Origin of the sequence: Mesorhizobium sp. WSM3859, from assembly GCF_002295065.1 — a bacterium.
In the GTDB taxonomy this organism is placed as follows: domain Bacteria; phylum Pseudomonadota; class Alphaproteobacteria; order Rhizobiales; family Rhizobiaceae; genus Mesorhizobium.
In genome coordinates, this window is sequence record NZ_NSGG01000002.1 from 371,077 (window position 1) to 386,461 (window position 15,385).

Sequence of the window (15,385 nt, forward strand, 5' to 3'; positions counted from 1 at the left end):
CTGGTTTATCGCAGAATTGCTAATATTACGATTGACTCAGCCGGCTTGCCCCCCGCCGGTCAGGCCCGGCGGTCGATCGAACCCACCCCAACGGACTGTCGGGTCGCTAAACTGAGCCAGTGGGGTTTAGATCGTTTACGGCCGCCGGCGGCGGGCTTGCCTCGGCGCCTTTCGATGCCCGTCTATAGACCAAGGCGACGACGAGACCGAAATATCCGACCTGCAGAATGACCATGGCCAGCATTGCCCATCCGAGCGCCGCCCAGACGGAACCAGTTTCTATGCCAGCCCAGACCGCCACCATGAATGACGCTGCAAACATGCCCACCAAGAATTTTCGAAGATCCATAGTTGCCCAGCGCCCCAGGTTTTGGCGATTTGGGGGGCTTCAAGTCAGCCGTCGAAAGAACCCGCCGCTCCATTTGCGAAGCGGCGAGGCCCCCCTTCGTCGGGGTGAATTGACTCCCCGGCATTGCTGACAGTGCAATTGCGATGCCAGACCCATTGACCCATTACGGGACACCTCTGCCAATGGCGCAAGACCGGATCGCCGATTAATATTAACTGTGGCTAATGTGACACCCGGGGAATCTCACGGCGCCGGTGCGGTTGATGGCGACGCTCCCGCACGAAGCAGACGGTCGAAATCTCTCCTGACCTTCCGCGACGTCTCCTTGAGATGCGCTTCCAGCACAGCGAAATCCGGCAGGTCGGTGACAGCCAGGAGCAGGTCCGAAAGACCCGGCGGGACATCGTCGCGCTGGAACTCGCCGGTGAGGCAAAGCCTGATCATCTGGGTCAGCGCCAGATAGAGCCGGTAGGCTTCGCAAAGCTCTTCGCGGATATCGGGCGCGGCGAAACCGGGGGCTAGCCGGGCCAGAATGTCGGCCGTCGCCGTTACCCGGCGGCCGGGCCCGACATTGCCGGTGATGGTCGCGACCTGGGCGATGAATTCCAGATCGATGAGCCCGCCCGGGATCAGCTTGATGTCCCAGAGGTCGCGCGGCGGCTTTTCCTTCTCGATGAGCGCGCGCATGTCCGAGGCTTCGGTTTTCACCTTGGCGGCATCGCGCGGCTGCGCCAGAACCGCCGCCACCTCGTCGTCGAGCTCGGCGCAGAGTTCGGCGTCGCCGCCGATGGCGCGAGCCCGCGCCAGTGCCATGTGCTCCCAGGTCCAGGCATCCTGGCGCTGGTATTTCTTGAACGCATCGATATGGGTGGCGACCGGCCCCTTGTTGCCGGAGGGACGCAAGCGCAAATCCAATTCATAGAGCACGCCTTCGGCCGTCGGCGCCGAGACGGCGGCGATCAGGCGCTGCGTCATGCGGGTATAGTAATGCGACGGCGCCAGCGGCTTGTCGCCGTCGGACTCTTCTGCGTCGGCGTCATGATCGTAGAGCAGGATGAGATCGACATCCGAACCGGCGGTGAGCTCGCGGCTGCCGAGCTTGCCCATGCCGAGCAGCGCCACCCTGCCCCCGGCGATCCTGCCGTGGCGCAGCGCGAATTCGGCGATCACCGCACTTAGCGCCGCCTCGATGGTGAGGTCGGCGAGGTCGGAGAAGGCGCGCCCCGCCCGCGCGGGATCGATAGCGCCGGCAAGCAGGCGCACGCCGATCAGGAATTTCTGCTCGGAGGCGAAGATGCGCAGGCGGTCGAGCACATCCTCATAGGCGCGGTCGCCCTCGATGAAGGCGGCAAGCCGCGCCGAAAGATAGGCGCGGTCCGGCAGTTCGGTGAGCAGCGCCGGGTCGAGCAGGCCGTCAAAGACATGCGGGCGGCGCGTGATGATCGCCGCCAGCCGGGGCGCGGCGCCCATGATGGTCGCCATCAGCTTCAAGAGCGCCGGATTGGACTGCAGCAGCGAGAAAAGCTGGATGCCCGCCGGCAGGCCGGCGAGGAACTCGTCGAAGCGGATCAGCGCCTCGTCGGCGCGTCGCGTCTGGCCGAAGGCTTTGAGCAGCGCCGGCGTCAGTTCCGTCAGCCGCTCGCGCGCTTCGGCCGACTGGGTGACGCGGTAGCGGCCGAAATGCCAGCCACGGATGACGCGGCAGATGTCGCTCGGACGGTGGAAGCCGAGCCGGTGCAAGGTCTGCAGCGTATCGGGATCGTCGACATCGCCCGTGAAGACCAGATTGCCGACGCCGGCCGACAGTTCGGGCGCTGTCTCGAACAGCGCCGCATAGTGGCGCTCGACCTGCTGCAGCGAAGCGCGCAAGGCCTGCGTGAACTCCGCCTCGCCGGCAAAACCCAGCATCAGCGCGATGCGTTCCAACTCCTCGTCGCTGTCGGGCAAGATATGCGTCTGCTCGTCCGCCACCATCTGGATGGCGTGCTCGACGCGGCGCAGGAACCAGTATTGGCGCGTGAGCGCATCGCACGCGTCGGCGGTGATCCAGCCGCGCGCGGCGAGCGCGCCCAGCATCGGCACGGTCTCGCGGCCGCGCAGTTCCGGGAAGCGGCCGCCGGCGATGAGCTGCTGGGTCTGGACGAAGAACTCGATCTCGCGGATACCGCCGCGGCCGAGCTTCACGTTATGGCCTTTCACCGCGATCTCGCCATGGCCCTTATGGGCATGGATCTGGCGCTTGATCGAATGGACGTCGGCGATCGCGGCATAGTCCATGTATTTGCGCCAGACATAGGGCTGCAATTCCTTGAGGAAGGCAGCGCCAGCGGCGAGGTCGCCGGCAACCGGGCGCGCCTTGATCATGGCGGCGCGCTCCCAGTTCTGGCCGCGCGCCTCGTAGTAGCGAAGCGCCGCTTCGATCGGGATCGCCAGCGGCGTCGAGCCGGGATCGGGGCGCAGCCTCAGATCGGTGCGGAACACATAGCCATGCTCGGTGCGGTCCTGCAGGATGCGCACAAGACGGCGGGTGAGCCTGGAGAACAGCTCGGTCGCGTCGAGCGGATCGATGACCGCCGGCGCCTCCGGGTCGAAGAAGACGACCAGATCGATATCGGAGGAAAAATTCAGCTCATACGCGCCGAGCTTGCCCATGCCGAGCAGGATCCAGCCTGAATCCCTCGCTGGCACTGCCGGCTTCGGCAGCTTGAGCTTGCCTTGCCGGTGCGTGTCGAGCAGCAGGAAATCGACGGCAGCGTTTGTACAGGCGTCCGCGAGATCGCTGAGGCGGCGCACCGTCACCGAGGTCTCCGCCTCGCCGGAGAGATCGGCCAGCGCGATCAGGAAATGCGCTTCGGTCTTCCATTGCCTGAGTTGCATCATCAGCCCGGATTCCGAGACATCTTCGGCCTGGGCCACGCCGCCGATCGCCGTGCTGATGGCGGCGAGCCGCGCTTCGACCGTCTCGTCGAACAGTGTCTCGAGGATAGCCGGCCGCCGGCGCGCGACGTCGCGCAGGAAGGGCGACAGGTCGAAGATGGCCGCCAGCAGGTCCTGCAGCGGCCCCTCGCCCGCCAGAAAGGCGGCGAGACGGGAAAGCTCGTCTTCCTCGGCGGCATCGGCGATTTCCGACAATTCGCGCCGGGCATGTTTCGCGTCCAAAGGCCGGAGCGCCAATGTCGGGCTAAGCCGGAACTCGGATTCGATTTTCTTCTTCGCCATTCATCCGCGCCATTAAAGCATGTCTCCCGAAAGTGGGCCCGGTTTCGGGACAAAGACATGCTTAAATCAAAAACTTAAAACAGGTCGCGTGTTCTCGCGACCTGCTTTAATGCGTCTCCCGCAACGGGAAACTCATGACCACGGACAATCCGGGATTGGCGGGCAAAAGATCAAGCCTGCCGTTGTGGAAAGTCATGATGGCCTTGGCGAGGCTGAGGCCGAGGCCCGAGCCTGGCTGCGAGCGGCTCTTTTCCAGGCGCACGAAGCGCTCAGTGGCGCGGGCGCGGTCGGCGTCGTCGGGAATGCCGTGGCCATTGTCGGTGACGGTGAGCTTGAGTTCGCTTCCGGCGCGCTCCAACGCCACTCGCACTTTCGGCGCCTCGGCGGCGTCAGTCGAGTATTTGATGGCGTTGTCGACGATGTTGGACAGCGCCTGACCGATCAGCTCGCGATTGCCGTTGATCGTGAAGGCTTCGGGCACGGTCGCTTCGAGCGAAACCCCCGCTTCCTCCGCCACCGGCTCGTAGAGCTCGACGACGTCGCTCACCGTGGCGGCGAGATCGACGGGACCGGTCTGTTCCGAGGAATAGCCAGCCTCCAGGCGCGAGATCATCAATATGGCGTTGAACGTCTTGATGAGCTGGTCGGATTCCGCGATCGTGCTTTCCAGCGCCTGGCGGTAGTCCTCCGTCTTGTGCCGGCCGGCGAGCGTGGCCTCGGCGCGGTTGCGCAGCCTGGTCAGCGGCGTCTTCAGGTCGTGGGCGATGTTGTCGGAGACCTGCTTCAGCCCCTCGTTCAGCATGGCGATCCTGGCCAGCATCGCATTGAGGTTTTCCGACAGGCGGTCGAATTCGTCGCCGGCGCCGGTCACCGGCAGCCGTCCGCTGAGGTCGCCGCCCATGATGCGGCGGCTGGCATCCGACACGCTGTCGATGCGCTTCAGTGCGGCGCGCCCGACGAAGAACCAGATCAGGAGCCCGCCCAGGCCCATCATGCCGAGCGCCAGCGTCAGCGCCCGGCTGATGACGGCGCGGAAGCGCTCGGGCTCGCCGAGGTCGCGGCCGACCAGCATGATCATCTGGTTTGGCAGCCGCAGCACAAGGGCGATGGCGTTGTGGCCCTTTTCGCCTGTCGACTGGGGATTGCTGCCGTCGCCGGTCTGGGGTGCGGGCTGGTCGGTAGCTCCGCTGCGCAGCCGGTCGAGCTCGCCCTCGCCGAAGCGCTGGTAGGAAAAGGGTTCGGTCGTCCAGCCTTCCGTCTCGATGACCCCCGGCTCCAGGCTCTGCACGTTGCCGGTCAGGATCTGGCCGTTGGCGTCGGCGATAAGATAGAGGTTGGCGCCCGGCTGGCGCGAGCGGTTCTCGACGACGCGCACCAGCACAGGCAGGCCGCCGCGCTGATAGGCTTGGGCCAGGCCCAGCACCTCGTCGTTGATGGTTTCCTGCGTCTGCGCGGTCAGCATGCGCGCCGACAGCGATGTCATGTAGAGGACGAGCAGCACCGCGCAGAGCGCGAAAAGCAGAAGATAGAGCGCCGAGAGCCGGGCCGCCGTCGTCTTCATGATGGCCGGCAGGGAAAGAGCCATGATCGGCTTTACCCACCCTTCAGCATGTAGCCGGCGCCGCGGATCGTGTGCAGGATCGGCTTGTCGAAGCCTTTTTCGATCTTGCCGCGCAGGCGAGAGACATGGACGTCTATGACGTTGGTCTGCGGATCAAAATGATAGTCCCAGACATTTTCCAGAAGCATGGTGCGCGTCACCACTTGGCCGGCATGGCGCATCAGATATTCGAGCAGGCGGAACTCGCGCGGCTGCAGCGTGATCTCGCGGCCGGCGCGCCTGACCGAATGCGACAGCCGGTCGAGCTCGAGGTCGCCGACCCGGTAGACGGTCTCGGACTCGCGCGCGCCGGCGCGGCGGTTCAGCACCTCGACGCGGGCGAGCAATTCCGAAAAAGCGTAGGGCTTGGTAAGGTAATCGTCGCCGCCGGCGCGCAGGCCCGTGACGCGGTCGTCGACCTCGCCCAGCGCGGACAGGATCAGCACCGGCGTGGTGTTGCCGCGCGAGCGAAGGGCGGCGATCACCGACAGGCCGTCGCGGCGCGGCATCAGGCGGTCGACCACCATCACGTCATAATCGCCGGCATCGGCGAGCGCGAAGCCGGTCTCGCCGTCGCCGGCGACATGGGCGGTGTGGCCCGCTTCGGCAAAGGCTTTCTGCAAGTAGTCCGCCGCCTCGCGATCGTCTTCCATGACGAGAATCTTCATGGAGCCGTTATACGCGATTTCATTGGAAGATTGAGGGGCAGCCATATCGCCTTGCTTTCAAGTTAAAGCGGCAGCGGGTGATGGGAAACCCGCTGCCGCCAGGAGCGAAACACGGTGACTGACTTGCGTGCTCGGCCCCATGTTTCCCCACGGCGGCTCGGGGGTGTTGATACCGCCATGGGGAAAGCTGGAAGTTGAAGTCAGCCCTTGCCGACCGGCAGCGCGACGAAGCGGTTCGAGTCGTCGCGGGTTATCTGCATCAGCACGGCCTTGCGGCCGGCCTTGGCGGCATCGGTCATCGCCTTGGAGACATCGTCGGTGGTGTTGACCTCGCTCGAGTTGATCGAGGTGATGACGTCGCCGGGCTGGATGCCGCGGTCGGCCGCGTCGCTGTCGGGGTCGACATCGGTGACCACAAGGCCCTTGCCGCTTTCCGCCTTAGTGACGGTCAGGCCGAGGTCGGCAAGCGTGTCGGGCTTGGCGGCCGGCGCCGACTGCTTGCTGTTGTCCTCGTTCGAGGCCTGCTTGTCGCTCGCGGGCAGCGTGCCGAGATCGACCTTGACCGTCTCGTCCTTGCCGTCGCGCCAGACAGTGACATCGACCGATTTGCCCGGGGCGAACGCACCGATCATGCGGGCGAGCTCCTTCGGCGAGGCGACGTCCTTGCCGTCGACCTGGGTGATGACATCACCGGCGGTGATGCCCGCCTTCTTGCCCGGACCTGCGTCCTGGGCGCTCGACACCAGCGCGCCCTTGTCCGACTTCAGGCCGAGCGACTCGGCGATGTCGGAGGTGACCGGCTGGATCTCGACGCCGAGCCAGCCGCGCTGGACGGAGCCGCTCTTCATCAGGTCCTGGACGACCTGCTTGGCGGTCGAGGCCGGGATGTCGAAGGCAATGCCGACGCTGCCGCCCGACGGCGAGAAGATGGCGGTGTTGATGCCGATCACCTGGCCGCTGAGGTTGAAGGTCGGGCCGCCCGAATTGCCGCGGTTGACCGAAGCGTCGATTTGGATGAAGTCGTCATAGGGGCCGGCGCCAATGTCGCGGCCGCGGGCCGAGACGATGCCGGCGGTGACGGTGCCGCCAAGGCCGAACGGATTGCCGACGGCAACCACCCAGTCGCCGATGCGGATCTTGGAATCGTCGGCGAAGTCGACATAGGTGAACTTGTTGGCGCCGCCATCGACCTTCAGCACGGCGAGGTCGGTGCGCGGATCGGTGCCGATCAGCTTGGCGTCGAGCTCCTTGCCGTCATTGGTGACGACGGTGAAGTCCGAGCCTTCCGAGACGACATGGTTGTTGGTGACGAGGTAGCCATCCTCCGAGATGAAGAAGCCCGAGCCCTGGGCAACCGGGCGTGGCTCGCCATTGCCGTGGTTGCGGTGGTTGAACGGGCGCATGCCGAACTGCTGGCCGCCCTGGTCGCCGAAGCCGCGGAACTCCTTGAAGAAGCGGCGCAACTGCGGATTGTCGGGCAGGTTGTCGAAACCGTTCTGGTCGTCGGAGCCGTCATCGGCGGTCGGCTGGATCTTGGCCTTGACCTTGACGCTGACCACCGCCGGCGAGACGTGCTCGACGACATCGGCGAAGCTCGGCACCTGCGGGGCCTCGACGCGCACGGCATCGGCCAGCACGGGGGCAGTGCCGGTCGCGAGCGCGCCGGCACCGACCGCACCGATAACGGCCAGGGACGCTGCAGCCGCCATCAGGCGCTTGCGGGTGCTGGAAAATGAATTGGGGGCATTATTCATGGGGTTTCTTATCCTCTATCGAAGCGGATGCGCTCAGGCGAAGCATCCTCGGGCAAGAGGATTAGAGAGCCGCACATTACGGCGCCATTTCCGATACATGAAAGTTTTGTAATGTTGGGATTGGTGGCGACGCGCGGTATCACGAGGTTCAAAATGACAAAAGGCCATGCCAACCGAATTCCAGTCTCAGTCGATCGTGAGACTAAGACGATCGAAGGCATCAAGCGCGGGATAGCCGATGCAAAGGCGGGCCGTGTGGTGCCTCACGAAGCGGCAATGGCGGAAATCGACGCGGTGATCGAGGCCGTGAAAGCCGAGCGGACACGCGAGGTGTAGCCGCCCCTTTGGAGATTAGCTGAGACCTCCGATGTCGTCATTCCAGGGCGGAGCAAGGAGCGAAGCGACGCGCGCAGACCCTGGAATCCATGCCGTTACCTCGCGCGAGGGGTGCCACGGAGCAGAATTCTGGACGGCCGCGACGCCTCGAAGTCACGGAATGGATTCTATGGTCTGCGCGCGTCGCTTCGCTCGTTGCTCCGCCATAGAATGAGATTCGAAGGCGGTTGCAGTCAATCGCCAAGCACAGCGATGGCGCTATTCGCTTAGCATCCTGTCCAGCGCCGCCTTTTCCTCGGCGCTGAGAGCGCTGTCAGACGCCGGGCGGCGCGAGCGGGCGCTGAGCAGAATGAACAGGCCGCCGGCCAGGAGCAGCAGCGCCGGTGTGCCCCATAGAAGCGCGTTGCGCAGGCTGAAACGCGGCTTCAAGAGCACGAACTCGCCATAGCGCGAGACGATGTAATCCATCACCTGCTGGTCGGTGTCGCCGGCGACGAGGCGCTGGCGCACGAGGATGCGCAGATCGCGGGCCAGGTCGGCGTCGGATTCGTCGATCGACTGGTTCTGGCAGACCATGCAGCGCAGGCCTTCCGACAGCGCACGCGCCCTCGCCTCCAATGCCGGGTCCTGCAACACTTCGTCAGGCTTCACCGCCTGCGCGGCGCCCGTAAACGCCAGGGCGAGCAGAAGGATCAGCGAGGCGAGCGAAAACCTTGCCCTCATGTCGGGCTCGTCAACGCGGCGGCCGGCTTGCGGCGCCTCGCGGGCGCGCCGACACGCAGGCGGCGGTCGGCCAGCGACATGGCCGCGCCCGCCATCATCACCAGCCCGCCGCCCCAGATCAGCGTCACCAGCGGTTTCCACCATAGGCGCACGACGACGGAGCCGTCATTACCCTCGTCACCGAGCGACAGATAAAGCTGGCTCAAGCCGAGCGTCCTGATGCCGGACTCGGTCGTCGCGGTCTGCCGGGCCTGAAAGAAGCGTTTTGCCGAAGAGATCTCGCCCTTGGCATTTCCATCTGCGCCGATCAGCAGGAAGCGGGCGCGATCCTCGGTGAAGTTCGGACCTCTCTGGGGAAAAAGCCCTTCGAAGCGCAGCGTGTGGCCGGAGAGTTCCACCGTCTCGCCGGGCCGCATGGTGAGGATCCTCTCGGTGCCGAAGCAGAGCGTGCCAACGATGCCGAGCAAGGTCACCCCGAGGCCGAGATGGGCAAGCGCCGTGCCGAAGACCGAGCGCGGCAGGCCGGCGAAACGGCGAAGCATGACGGCCGGCGCCACCGAGCCGGCGCCGGATTTGACGGCAAGGTCGGTCAACGCCCCGGCGACGAGCCAGACGGCGAGGCCGACACCAAGTGCTGCAAAAACCGAGGCGCCGTTGATGAACAGGCCGGTGACAAGCATCGCGGCGATCGCAATGGCGAAGGCCGCCATCAGCCGCTGCGAGGCGGCAATCACATCACCGCGCTTCCAGGCGAGCAGCGGGCCGAACGGCACGATGGCAAGCAACGGCAGCATCAGCGGGCCGAAAGTCAGGTCGAAGAAGGGCGCGCCGACCGAGATCTTGCCGCCCGTAAGCGCTTCGAGCGCCAGCGGGTAGAGCGTGCCGACCAGCACCGTCGCGGTGGCGGTGGTGAGAAAGAGGTTGTTGAGGACCAGCGCGCCCTCGCGCGAGATCGGATGGAACAGGCCGCCGGCGGTCAAGCTTGATGCGCGCAGCGCAAACAGCGCCAGCGAGCCACCGATGAACAGCGTCAGGATGCACAGGATGAAGACGCCGCGCGCCGGGTCGGTGGCGAAGGCGTGCACGGAGGTCAGCACGCCCGAACGCACCAGGAAAGTGCCGAGGAGCGAGAGCGAGAAGGTGAGGATGGCAAGCAGCAGCGTCCAGATCTTCAACGCCGAGCGCTTCTCCATGACGATGGCCGAATGAAGCAGCGCGGTGCCGGCAAGCCAGGGCATGAAGGAGGCATTCTCGACCGGATCCCAGAACCAGAAGCCGCCCCAGCCGAGCTCGTAGTAGGCCCAGTAGGAACCCATGGCGATGCCGCCGGTGAGGAACATCCAGGCGACCAGCGTCCACGGCCGCACCCAGCGCGCCCAGGAGGCGTCGATGCGGCCTTCGATCAGCGCCGCGACCGAGAAGGAAAAGCAGACCGAGAAGCCGACATAGCCGAGATAGAGCAGCGGCGGATGGATGGCGAGGCCGAGGTCCTGCAGGACCGGGTTGAGGTCGCGCCCCTCGACCGGCGCCGGGTTGAGGCGGATGAACGGGTTTGACGTGGTCAGGATGAACAGGAAGAAGGCCGCGCCGATCATGCCTTGCACGGCCAGCACATTGGCCTTGAGCGTTGCCGGCAGATTGTTGCCGAAGACGGCGACGAGCGCGCCGAAGAAGGTCAGTATCAGCACCCACAGCAGCATCGAGCCTTCGTGGTTTCCCCAGGTGCCGGTGATCTTGTAGATCATCGGCTGCAGCGAATGGGAATTCTCCCACACGTTCGCCACCGAGAAGTCCGAGCCGGCATAGGCGCTTGCAAGGGCCGCGAAGGACAGCGCCGTCAGCGCGAAGCCGGTGACCGTCACCGGGCCGCCGACCGCCATCAGCCGCTGATTGCCGGTGCGGGCGCCGACCAGCGGCACCAGCATCTGCACCAGCGACAGCGCGAAGGCGAGCACGAGGGCGAAATGTCCGGTCTCAACCATTATTGGCTCTTGCTTTCCACCCAGACGCCCTTGGCCTTCAGGCCGTCGGCGACTTCCTTCGGCATATAGCGCTCGTCATGCTTGGCCAAGACGCTGTCGGCGACGAAAACCCCGTCCGGACCGAAAGCGCCCTCGGTGATGACGCCCTGCCCCTCGCGGAAGAGATCGGGCAGGATGCCGGTATAGGTCACCTTGACCGATTTCTGCGTGTCGGTAACCGAGAAGGCCACGGTTGCGCCACTGCCGCGCACGACGGTGCCGTTTTCGACGAGACCGCCAAGGCGGATGCGCTGTCCGGGCGGGACGCTTGCCGTTGCCAGCTCTGCCGGCATGTAGAAATAGGAGGCCTTCTGGCCGAGCGCGTAGAAGGTGAGTCCGGCGGCCGCGGCGAGGAAGGCCAGCCCCGCCACGATCACCGACAATCGCTTCTGCTTGCGCGTCATTGCCTTACTCCGTCGCCGTCACGCCGAGGGAGGCGGCGAAGGCGGTGAACTTCTTGGCCTGCTCGCTCTCGGCCCCAAAGGCGGCGACAGCGCGACCGAGCGCCTCGCGCGCCTGATCGGCCTTGCCGAGCACGGCATAGGAACGAATGAGGCGCATCCATCCTTCCTCGTCACGGGGATTCTGCTTCAATCTGTCGTCGAGGCCCGCGACCATGGTCTCGATCATCGCCTGCCGGTCCTGCGGCGACATCTGCTGCGCGGCTTCCATCTGCTGGGCATCGGGCCCACTCGCCGGCGCGCCCGCAGCGACCGCCGGCTGGCCAGCCTCGGCAAGCGCTTGCTGGACAGCGCCGCGCCAGGGCGAATCCGGCGGAAGCTGGCCGAGCATCCTTTGCCAGGCCGCGACAGCCTCGTCCTTCCTGCCTTCCTGGGCAAGGCCGACGGCCAAGTAGAAATTCGCCTTGGCATTGGCCGGATCGAGCTTGAGCGCCGCCTCGAAGGCGTTCTGGGCATCGGCCGAAACGATGCCGCCCGCGGCGCTGGCAATCGCCTCGCCGAGACCCGACTGGCGCGCCGCGCTGTCGCCGTCGAGGCGAATGGCGTTGCGGTAGGCAGTTACCGCGTCGGGAAAACGCTGCAGTCGAAGATAGATCGGCGCCAGCACGTCCCAACCCTTGCCGTCCGACGGATTGGCGGCGAGATGCGCTTCAGCGCGAGCGACCAGCTCGTCGACCGAGGAATCGGCGGGATTTTTGGCGAGACGTTCGGCCAGGGGCTGCGAAGGCAGATCGGGAGAGCCGAGCACGCCGTACAGCCCCCAGCTCAGCAGCGGCACGGCAAGCACGGCCAGGCTGGCGACAAACCTGATGCCGCGGGAGGAGCCGGGGCTGGCGGAGCCCGGCCGCTCGGCCGCGCCGAGACGCAGGATGCGGCGGCCGATCTCGGCACGCGCCTCCTCAGCCTCGCCCGGCTGGATCAGGCCGCGCGCCACGTCGCGATCCAGCTCGGAAAGCTGGTCGCGATAGACTTCGAGGTCGTGATCGCCAGGCGCCGATGCGCCCTTCATGCCGCCGGTGAGCGGCAGAAGCACCGCCAGGCTGGCGCCCAGCGTGAGGATTGCGGCTATGACCCAGAACAGCATGGCTCTTCCAATAAAGGCAGAGCCCTGCCCTGCCAACATAAGCATACTGCGACGCTTTGACGGCGGATCGACCGCCTCACCTTGATTGAGGTCAACCTAGCCGAATAATGGGGCTGGGCCGTGTCCTTTCTAGGTCAGCGGCGTCCAGCTGCCATCGGAATTGCGGCAGGCGGTGCCGCGCGCGGTGACGCCCGCGCCGCCAGTGAAGACAGTGTGGGTGTATTGGCGGCAATCCTGGGAGCCGACCCGATAGGGCTGAGCCGCGACCACCTCGCCATAATGCGAGGCGTTGTCGCCCTTCCATGTCACCTTCTGGCCACTGGTGTTGTACTCCAGCGCCTTGTACTCCGCCTCCAGCCCCTTGCGCTTTTCGGCATCGCTCAGGCCCGAGCCGATCGATCCGCCGACAAGCCCGCCATTCATGGCCGAGACGATGCTGGTCGAGACCTTGCCACCGGAAGGCGGCGTCGAAACAGGCGTGACCGGAGAGGTTGGACCGCCCCTGCTGAGTGTCGAGCAGCCGGAAACGGCGAGCAGGGCGGAAACGAGCGCGACGCGGATCTTCATGCCAACAACCGGTTCTCTTGAGCGGGATGAGCTTCTTGAGCGAAATGGACTTCTTGAGAGATGGATTGGGGGCCGCGCCATCAGGGAAGCATCCTGGCCATAGTGTTGATATTTGTCGGAAATTTGGCCGTCAGCCACTGCTCGCAAATCGATAAAAAACATCATTGAAGGCTCCGCAATCTCACCACCACCCTCAAGCCGCCCATGCCGGACCGTTCCAGCGCCAGCGAGCCTCCATACTCGTTGACGAGGTCGGCGACAATGGCAAGGCCAAGCCCCGTTCCCGGCTTCGTCTCGTCCAGTCTCTTGCCACGCTTCAACACCTCTCGTGCGCTGTCCTCGGGAATGCCCGGACCGTCATCCTCTATAACGATTTCAAACAGGTTGCCGCTTCCCGAAATAGTGGCGATCGTCACCGCGGCGGCGCTCTTTGCCCATTTCATCGCATTGTCGAGCAGATTGCCGAGCAGTTCCTCGAGATCCTCGCGCTCGCCCGCAAAGACGATCTCGGCCGGCGGCAGGGACAGCGTCAGCCGCGTTTGCGGGTTGAGCTTGCGCAGAACGCGCACCATGCGCTCGACCAGCGGCGAAACCGGCGTGCGAAAGACGACGCTGTCGCGCTGGGCGGCGACGCGGGCGCGCTGCAGGTAGTGATCGACCTGCTTCTGCATGGAAGCTGCCTGGTCGGCGATCAGCTGGCCCTTGGCGCCGCCGAGCGCGCGGCCCTCATTGATCAGCACGGCTAAAGGCGTCTTCAGCGAGTGGGCAAGGTTGCCGACCTGGGTGCGCGAGCGCTCGACGATGCGCCGGTTGTTCTCGATCAGCGCATTGGTCTCGTTCGCCAGCGGCTCGATCTCGGCCGGGAAGCTGCCGTCGAGGCGCTGGGCCGTGCCTTCGCGCACCATGGCGAGCGCGTTGCGGACCCGGCGCAAGGGCTGGAGACCCAACAGGATGGCGATGGCGTTGATGGCGATCATGCCGACGCCGAACAGCGAGAGATAGGTGAGCAGGCGGCGCTGGAAGCTCGCGATCTCCTGCTCGAGCTCGCTGTGGTTGCCCATGACGCGGAAGCGGGCGGCGCGGTTCTTGGCATCGAGGACGAACTCGCTCTCGAACACTTCGAGCTGCTCGCCCTTTATGCCTTCCATCGAGTAGCTGCGCTGGAAGTTCGCGTTGAACGGGACCTCCGCGACACTCGGCGAAAGGAGCGAGGTCGTCATCGAGGAGGAATGGATTTCGCCATGCACGCCTTCTGAGGCCGGTTCCACCGACCAGTACCAGCCGGAATTCGGCTCGGAAAAGCGCAAATCGCCGAGGTCAGGAGAGCCGGTCAGCGCGCCGTTGTCAGAAATGCCGACGGAGCCGATCAAGTTGAACAGATGCGCCGAAAGCAGGCTGTCGAAACCGCGCTCGCTGGCCTGGCGGTAAAGCGTGGTGATGAGGGTGAAGATGACGACCAGCGTCAGGATCGCCCATATGGTCGAAAAAGCGATGACGCGGAAGGTCAGCGAGCGCGGCCAGAGCCGTAGCCTTGCAATCCACCTTCCCATCGCTGGCTTCAGCGGTTCCGCGTCACGCCTCCGGCTCTCGCATGCGATAGCCCATGCCACGCACGGTTTCGATCATGTCGATGCCCATCTTCTTGCGAAGCCTGCCGACAAACACCTCGACGGTGTTGGAATCGCGGTCGAAATCCTGGTCGTAGAGATGCTCGACCAGCTCGGTGCGCGACACCACCTCGCCCATATGATGCATCAGATAGGCGAGCAGCCGGAACTCATGCGAGGTGAGTTTCAGCGGCATGCCGTTCACATCGGCCTTGGACGCCTTGGTGTCCAGCCGCAGCGGCCCGCAGGTGAGTTCGGACGAAGCATGGCCGGCCGCGCGGCGGATCAGTGCCCGCACCCGGGCCAGCACCTCCTCGATGTGGAAAGGCTTCGTCACATAGTCGTCAGCGCCGGCGTCGATGCCGGCCACCTTGTCGCTCCAGCGGTCGCGCGCGGTCAGGATCAGCACCGGCATCTTGCGCCCGCCGCGGCGCCAGCGCTCCACGACGCTGATGCCGTCCATCTGCGGCAGGCCGATATCGAGCACGACGGCGTCGTAAGGCTCGGTGTCGCCGAGGAAATGCCCCTCCTCGCCGTCATAGGCCCGGTCGACCACATAGCCGGCATCGACCAGCGCATCGGCCAGTTGCCGGTTGAGATCCTTGTCATCCTCGACGACGAGCACGCGCATGGGTTGAAGCCTGTTGCTGGATGGAGGTATAGGCCGATTCCGCCTGCCTGGGAAACGAGAGGGGTCAGCCCATCGGGACGACGATTTCCGAGCGGCGCGGACGCTGTCCATCCTTGCCGGGGACGAGCACGACGATGACGCAGACCTGCTGGCCGCCCCGCGTCGCCTGCGAGGCCTTGGCCAGCGTCCCGCCATTCTGCGCGGCGACCTGCTGGCCTATGGCGTAGCAATCGCCGGCGGCGAGCAGCACCGGCTGATCGGCCGATGGCTCGATGACAGGCAGGGCGATCGCCTGCGACGCAAGAAGACCGGCCGCGGCAAGCGCCAGCACTGCTTTGCGAAGATGGGAGCCAAGATCTTTCATG

12 protein-coding genes and 1 pseudogene are annotated in these 15,385 nt (G+C 65.3%); 1 reads left to right on the top strand and 12 read right to left on the bottom strand.

Translation table 11 applies throughout. The features are described from left to right. Positions 1-592: 592 nt before the first annotated feature. From CK230_RS05650 to CK230_RS05665, 4 genes are all read right to left on the bottom strand, one after another. Positions 593-3,568 carry a bifunctional [glutamine synthetase] adenylyltransferase/[glutamine synthetase]-adenylyl-L-tyrosine phosphorylase gene (locus CK230_RS05650; RefSeq protein WP_095816189.1) on the bottom strand — a complete coding sequence of 992 codons (2,976 nt, stop codon included), beginning with the start codon at positions 3,566-3,568 and terminating at the stop codon, positions 593-595. A gap of 106 nt (positions 3,569-3,674) precedes the next feature. After that, positions 3,675-5,153: a HAMP domain-containing sensor histidine kinase gene (locus tag CK230_RS05655; protein ID WP_095816190.1), complete on the bottom strand. Its 1,479-nt coding sequence runs from the start codon at positions 5,151-5,153 to the stop codon at positions 3,675-3,677. An 8-nt stretch (positions 5,154-5,161) separates the two neighbouring features. Beyond that, positions 5,162-5,836: a response regulator transcription factor gene (locus CK230_RS05660; protein ID WP_095816191.1), complete on the bottom strand. Its 675-nt coding sequence runs from the start codon at positions 5,834-5,836 to the stop codon at positions 5,162-5,164. 200 nt (positions 5,837-6,036) lie between these two features. Continuing rightward, positions 6,037-7,590, bottom strand: a complete 1,554-nt coding sequence (locus CK230_RS05665) for a Do family serine endopeptidase (RefSeq protein WP_095816192.1) — start codon at positions 7,588-7,590, stop codon at positions 6,037-6,039. A 189-nt stretch (positions 7,591-7,779) separates the two neighbouring features. Between CK230_RS05665 and CK230_RS05670 the strand changes: the two are divergent. Then, a pseudogene (locus CK230_RS05670) lies at positions 7,780-7,926 on the top strand (CopG family transcriptional regulator); the annotation flags it as partial. A gap of 258 nt (positions 7,927-8,184) precedes the next feature. On the opposite strand, the gene CK230_RS05675 reads toward CK230_RS05670, so the two are convergent. From CK230_RS05675 to CK230_RS05710, 8 genes are all read right to left on the bottom strand, one after another. Continuing rightward, complete coding sequence (locus tag CK230_RS05675) at positions 8,185-8,649, bottom strand: cytochrome c-type biogenesis protein (RefSeq protein ID WP_095816193.1); 465 nt, start codon at positions 8,647-8,649, stop codon at positions 8,185-8,187. Then, complete coding sequence (locus CK230_RS05680; RefSeq protein WP_095816194.1) at positions 8,646-10,631, bottom strand: heme lyase CcmF/NrfE family subunit; 1,986 nt, start codon at positions 10,629-10,631, stop codon at positions 8,646-8,648. Before CK230_RS05680 ends, CK230_RS05675 begins: the two co-directional genes overlap by 4 nt. Then, the gene (gene ccmE, locus CK230_RS05685) at positions 10,631-11,074 is read right to left on the bottom strand and encodes a cytochrome c maturation protein CcmE (RefSeq protein WP_042642035.1); all 444 of its coding nucleotides are present in this window, start codon (positions 11,072-11,074) and stop codon (positions 10,631-10,633) included. The genes CK230_RS05680 and ccmE overlap by 1 nt, the downstream gene beginning before the upstream one ends. Before the next feature lie 4 nt (positions 11,075-11,078). Further along, positions 11,079-12,215, bottom strand: coding sequence for a c-type cytochrome biogenesis protein CcmI (gene ccmI, locus CK230_RS05690; RefSeq protein ID WP_095816195.1), 1,137 nt, complete (start codon positions 12,213-12,215; stop codon positions 11,079-11,081). Between the two features lie 129 nt (positions 12,216-12,344). Beyond that, on the bottom strand, positions 12,345-12,782 hold the full coding sequence (locus CK230_RS05695; protein ID WP_095816196.1) for a hypothetical protein: 438 nt from the start codon (positions 12,780-12,782) through the stop codon (positions 12,345-12,347). Between the two features lie 161 nt (positions 12,783-12,943). Then, the gene (locus tag CK230_RS05700; protein WP_095816197.1) at positions 12,944-14,332 is read right to left on the bottom strand and encodes an ATP-binding protein; all 1,389 of its coding nucleotides are present in this window, start codon (positions 14,330-14,332) and stop codon (positions 12,944-12,946) included. A 22-nt stretch (positions 14,333-14,354) separates the two neighbouring features. Next, the gene (locus CK230_RS05705) at positions 14,355-15,020 is read right to left on the bottom strand and encodes a response regulator transcription factor (RefSeq protein WP_095816198.1); all 666 of its coding nucleotides are present in this window, start codon (positions 15,018-15,020) and stop codon (positions 14,355-14,357) included. A gap of 64 nt (positions 15,021-15,084) precedes the next feature. Continuing rightward, the gene (locus CK230_RS05710) at positions 15,085-15,384 is read right to left on the bottom strand and encodes a hypothetical protein (protein WP_095816199.1); all 300 of its coding nucleotides are present in this window, start codon (positions 15,382-15,384) and stop codon (positions 15,085-15,087) included. Position 15,385: the final 1 nt, after the last annotated feature.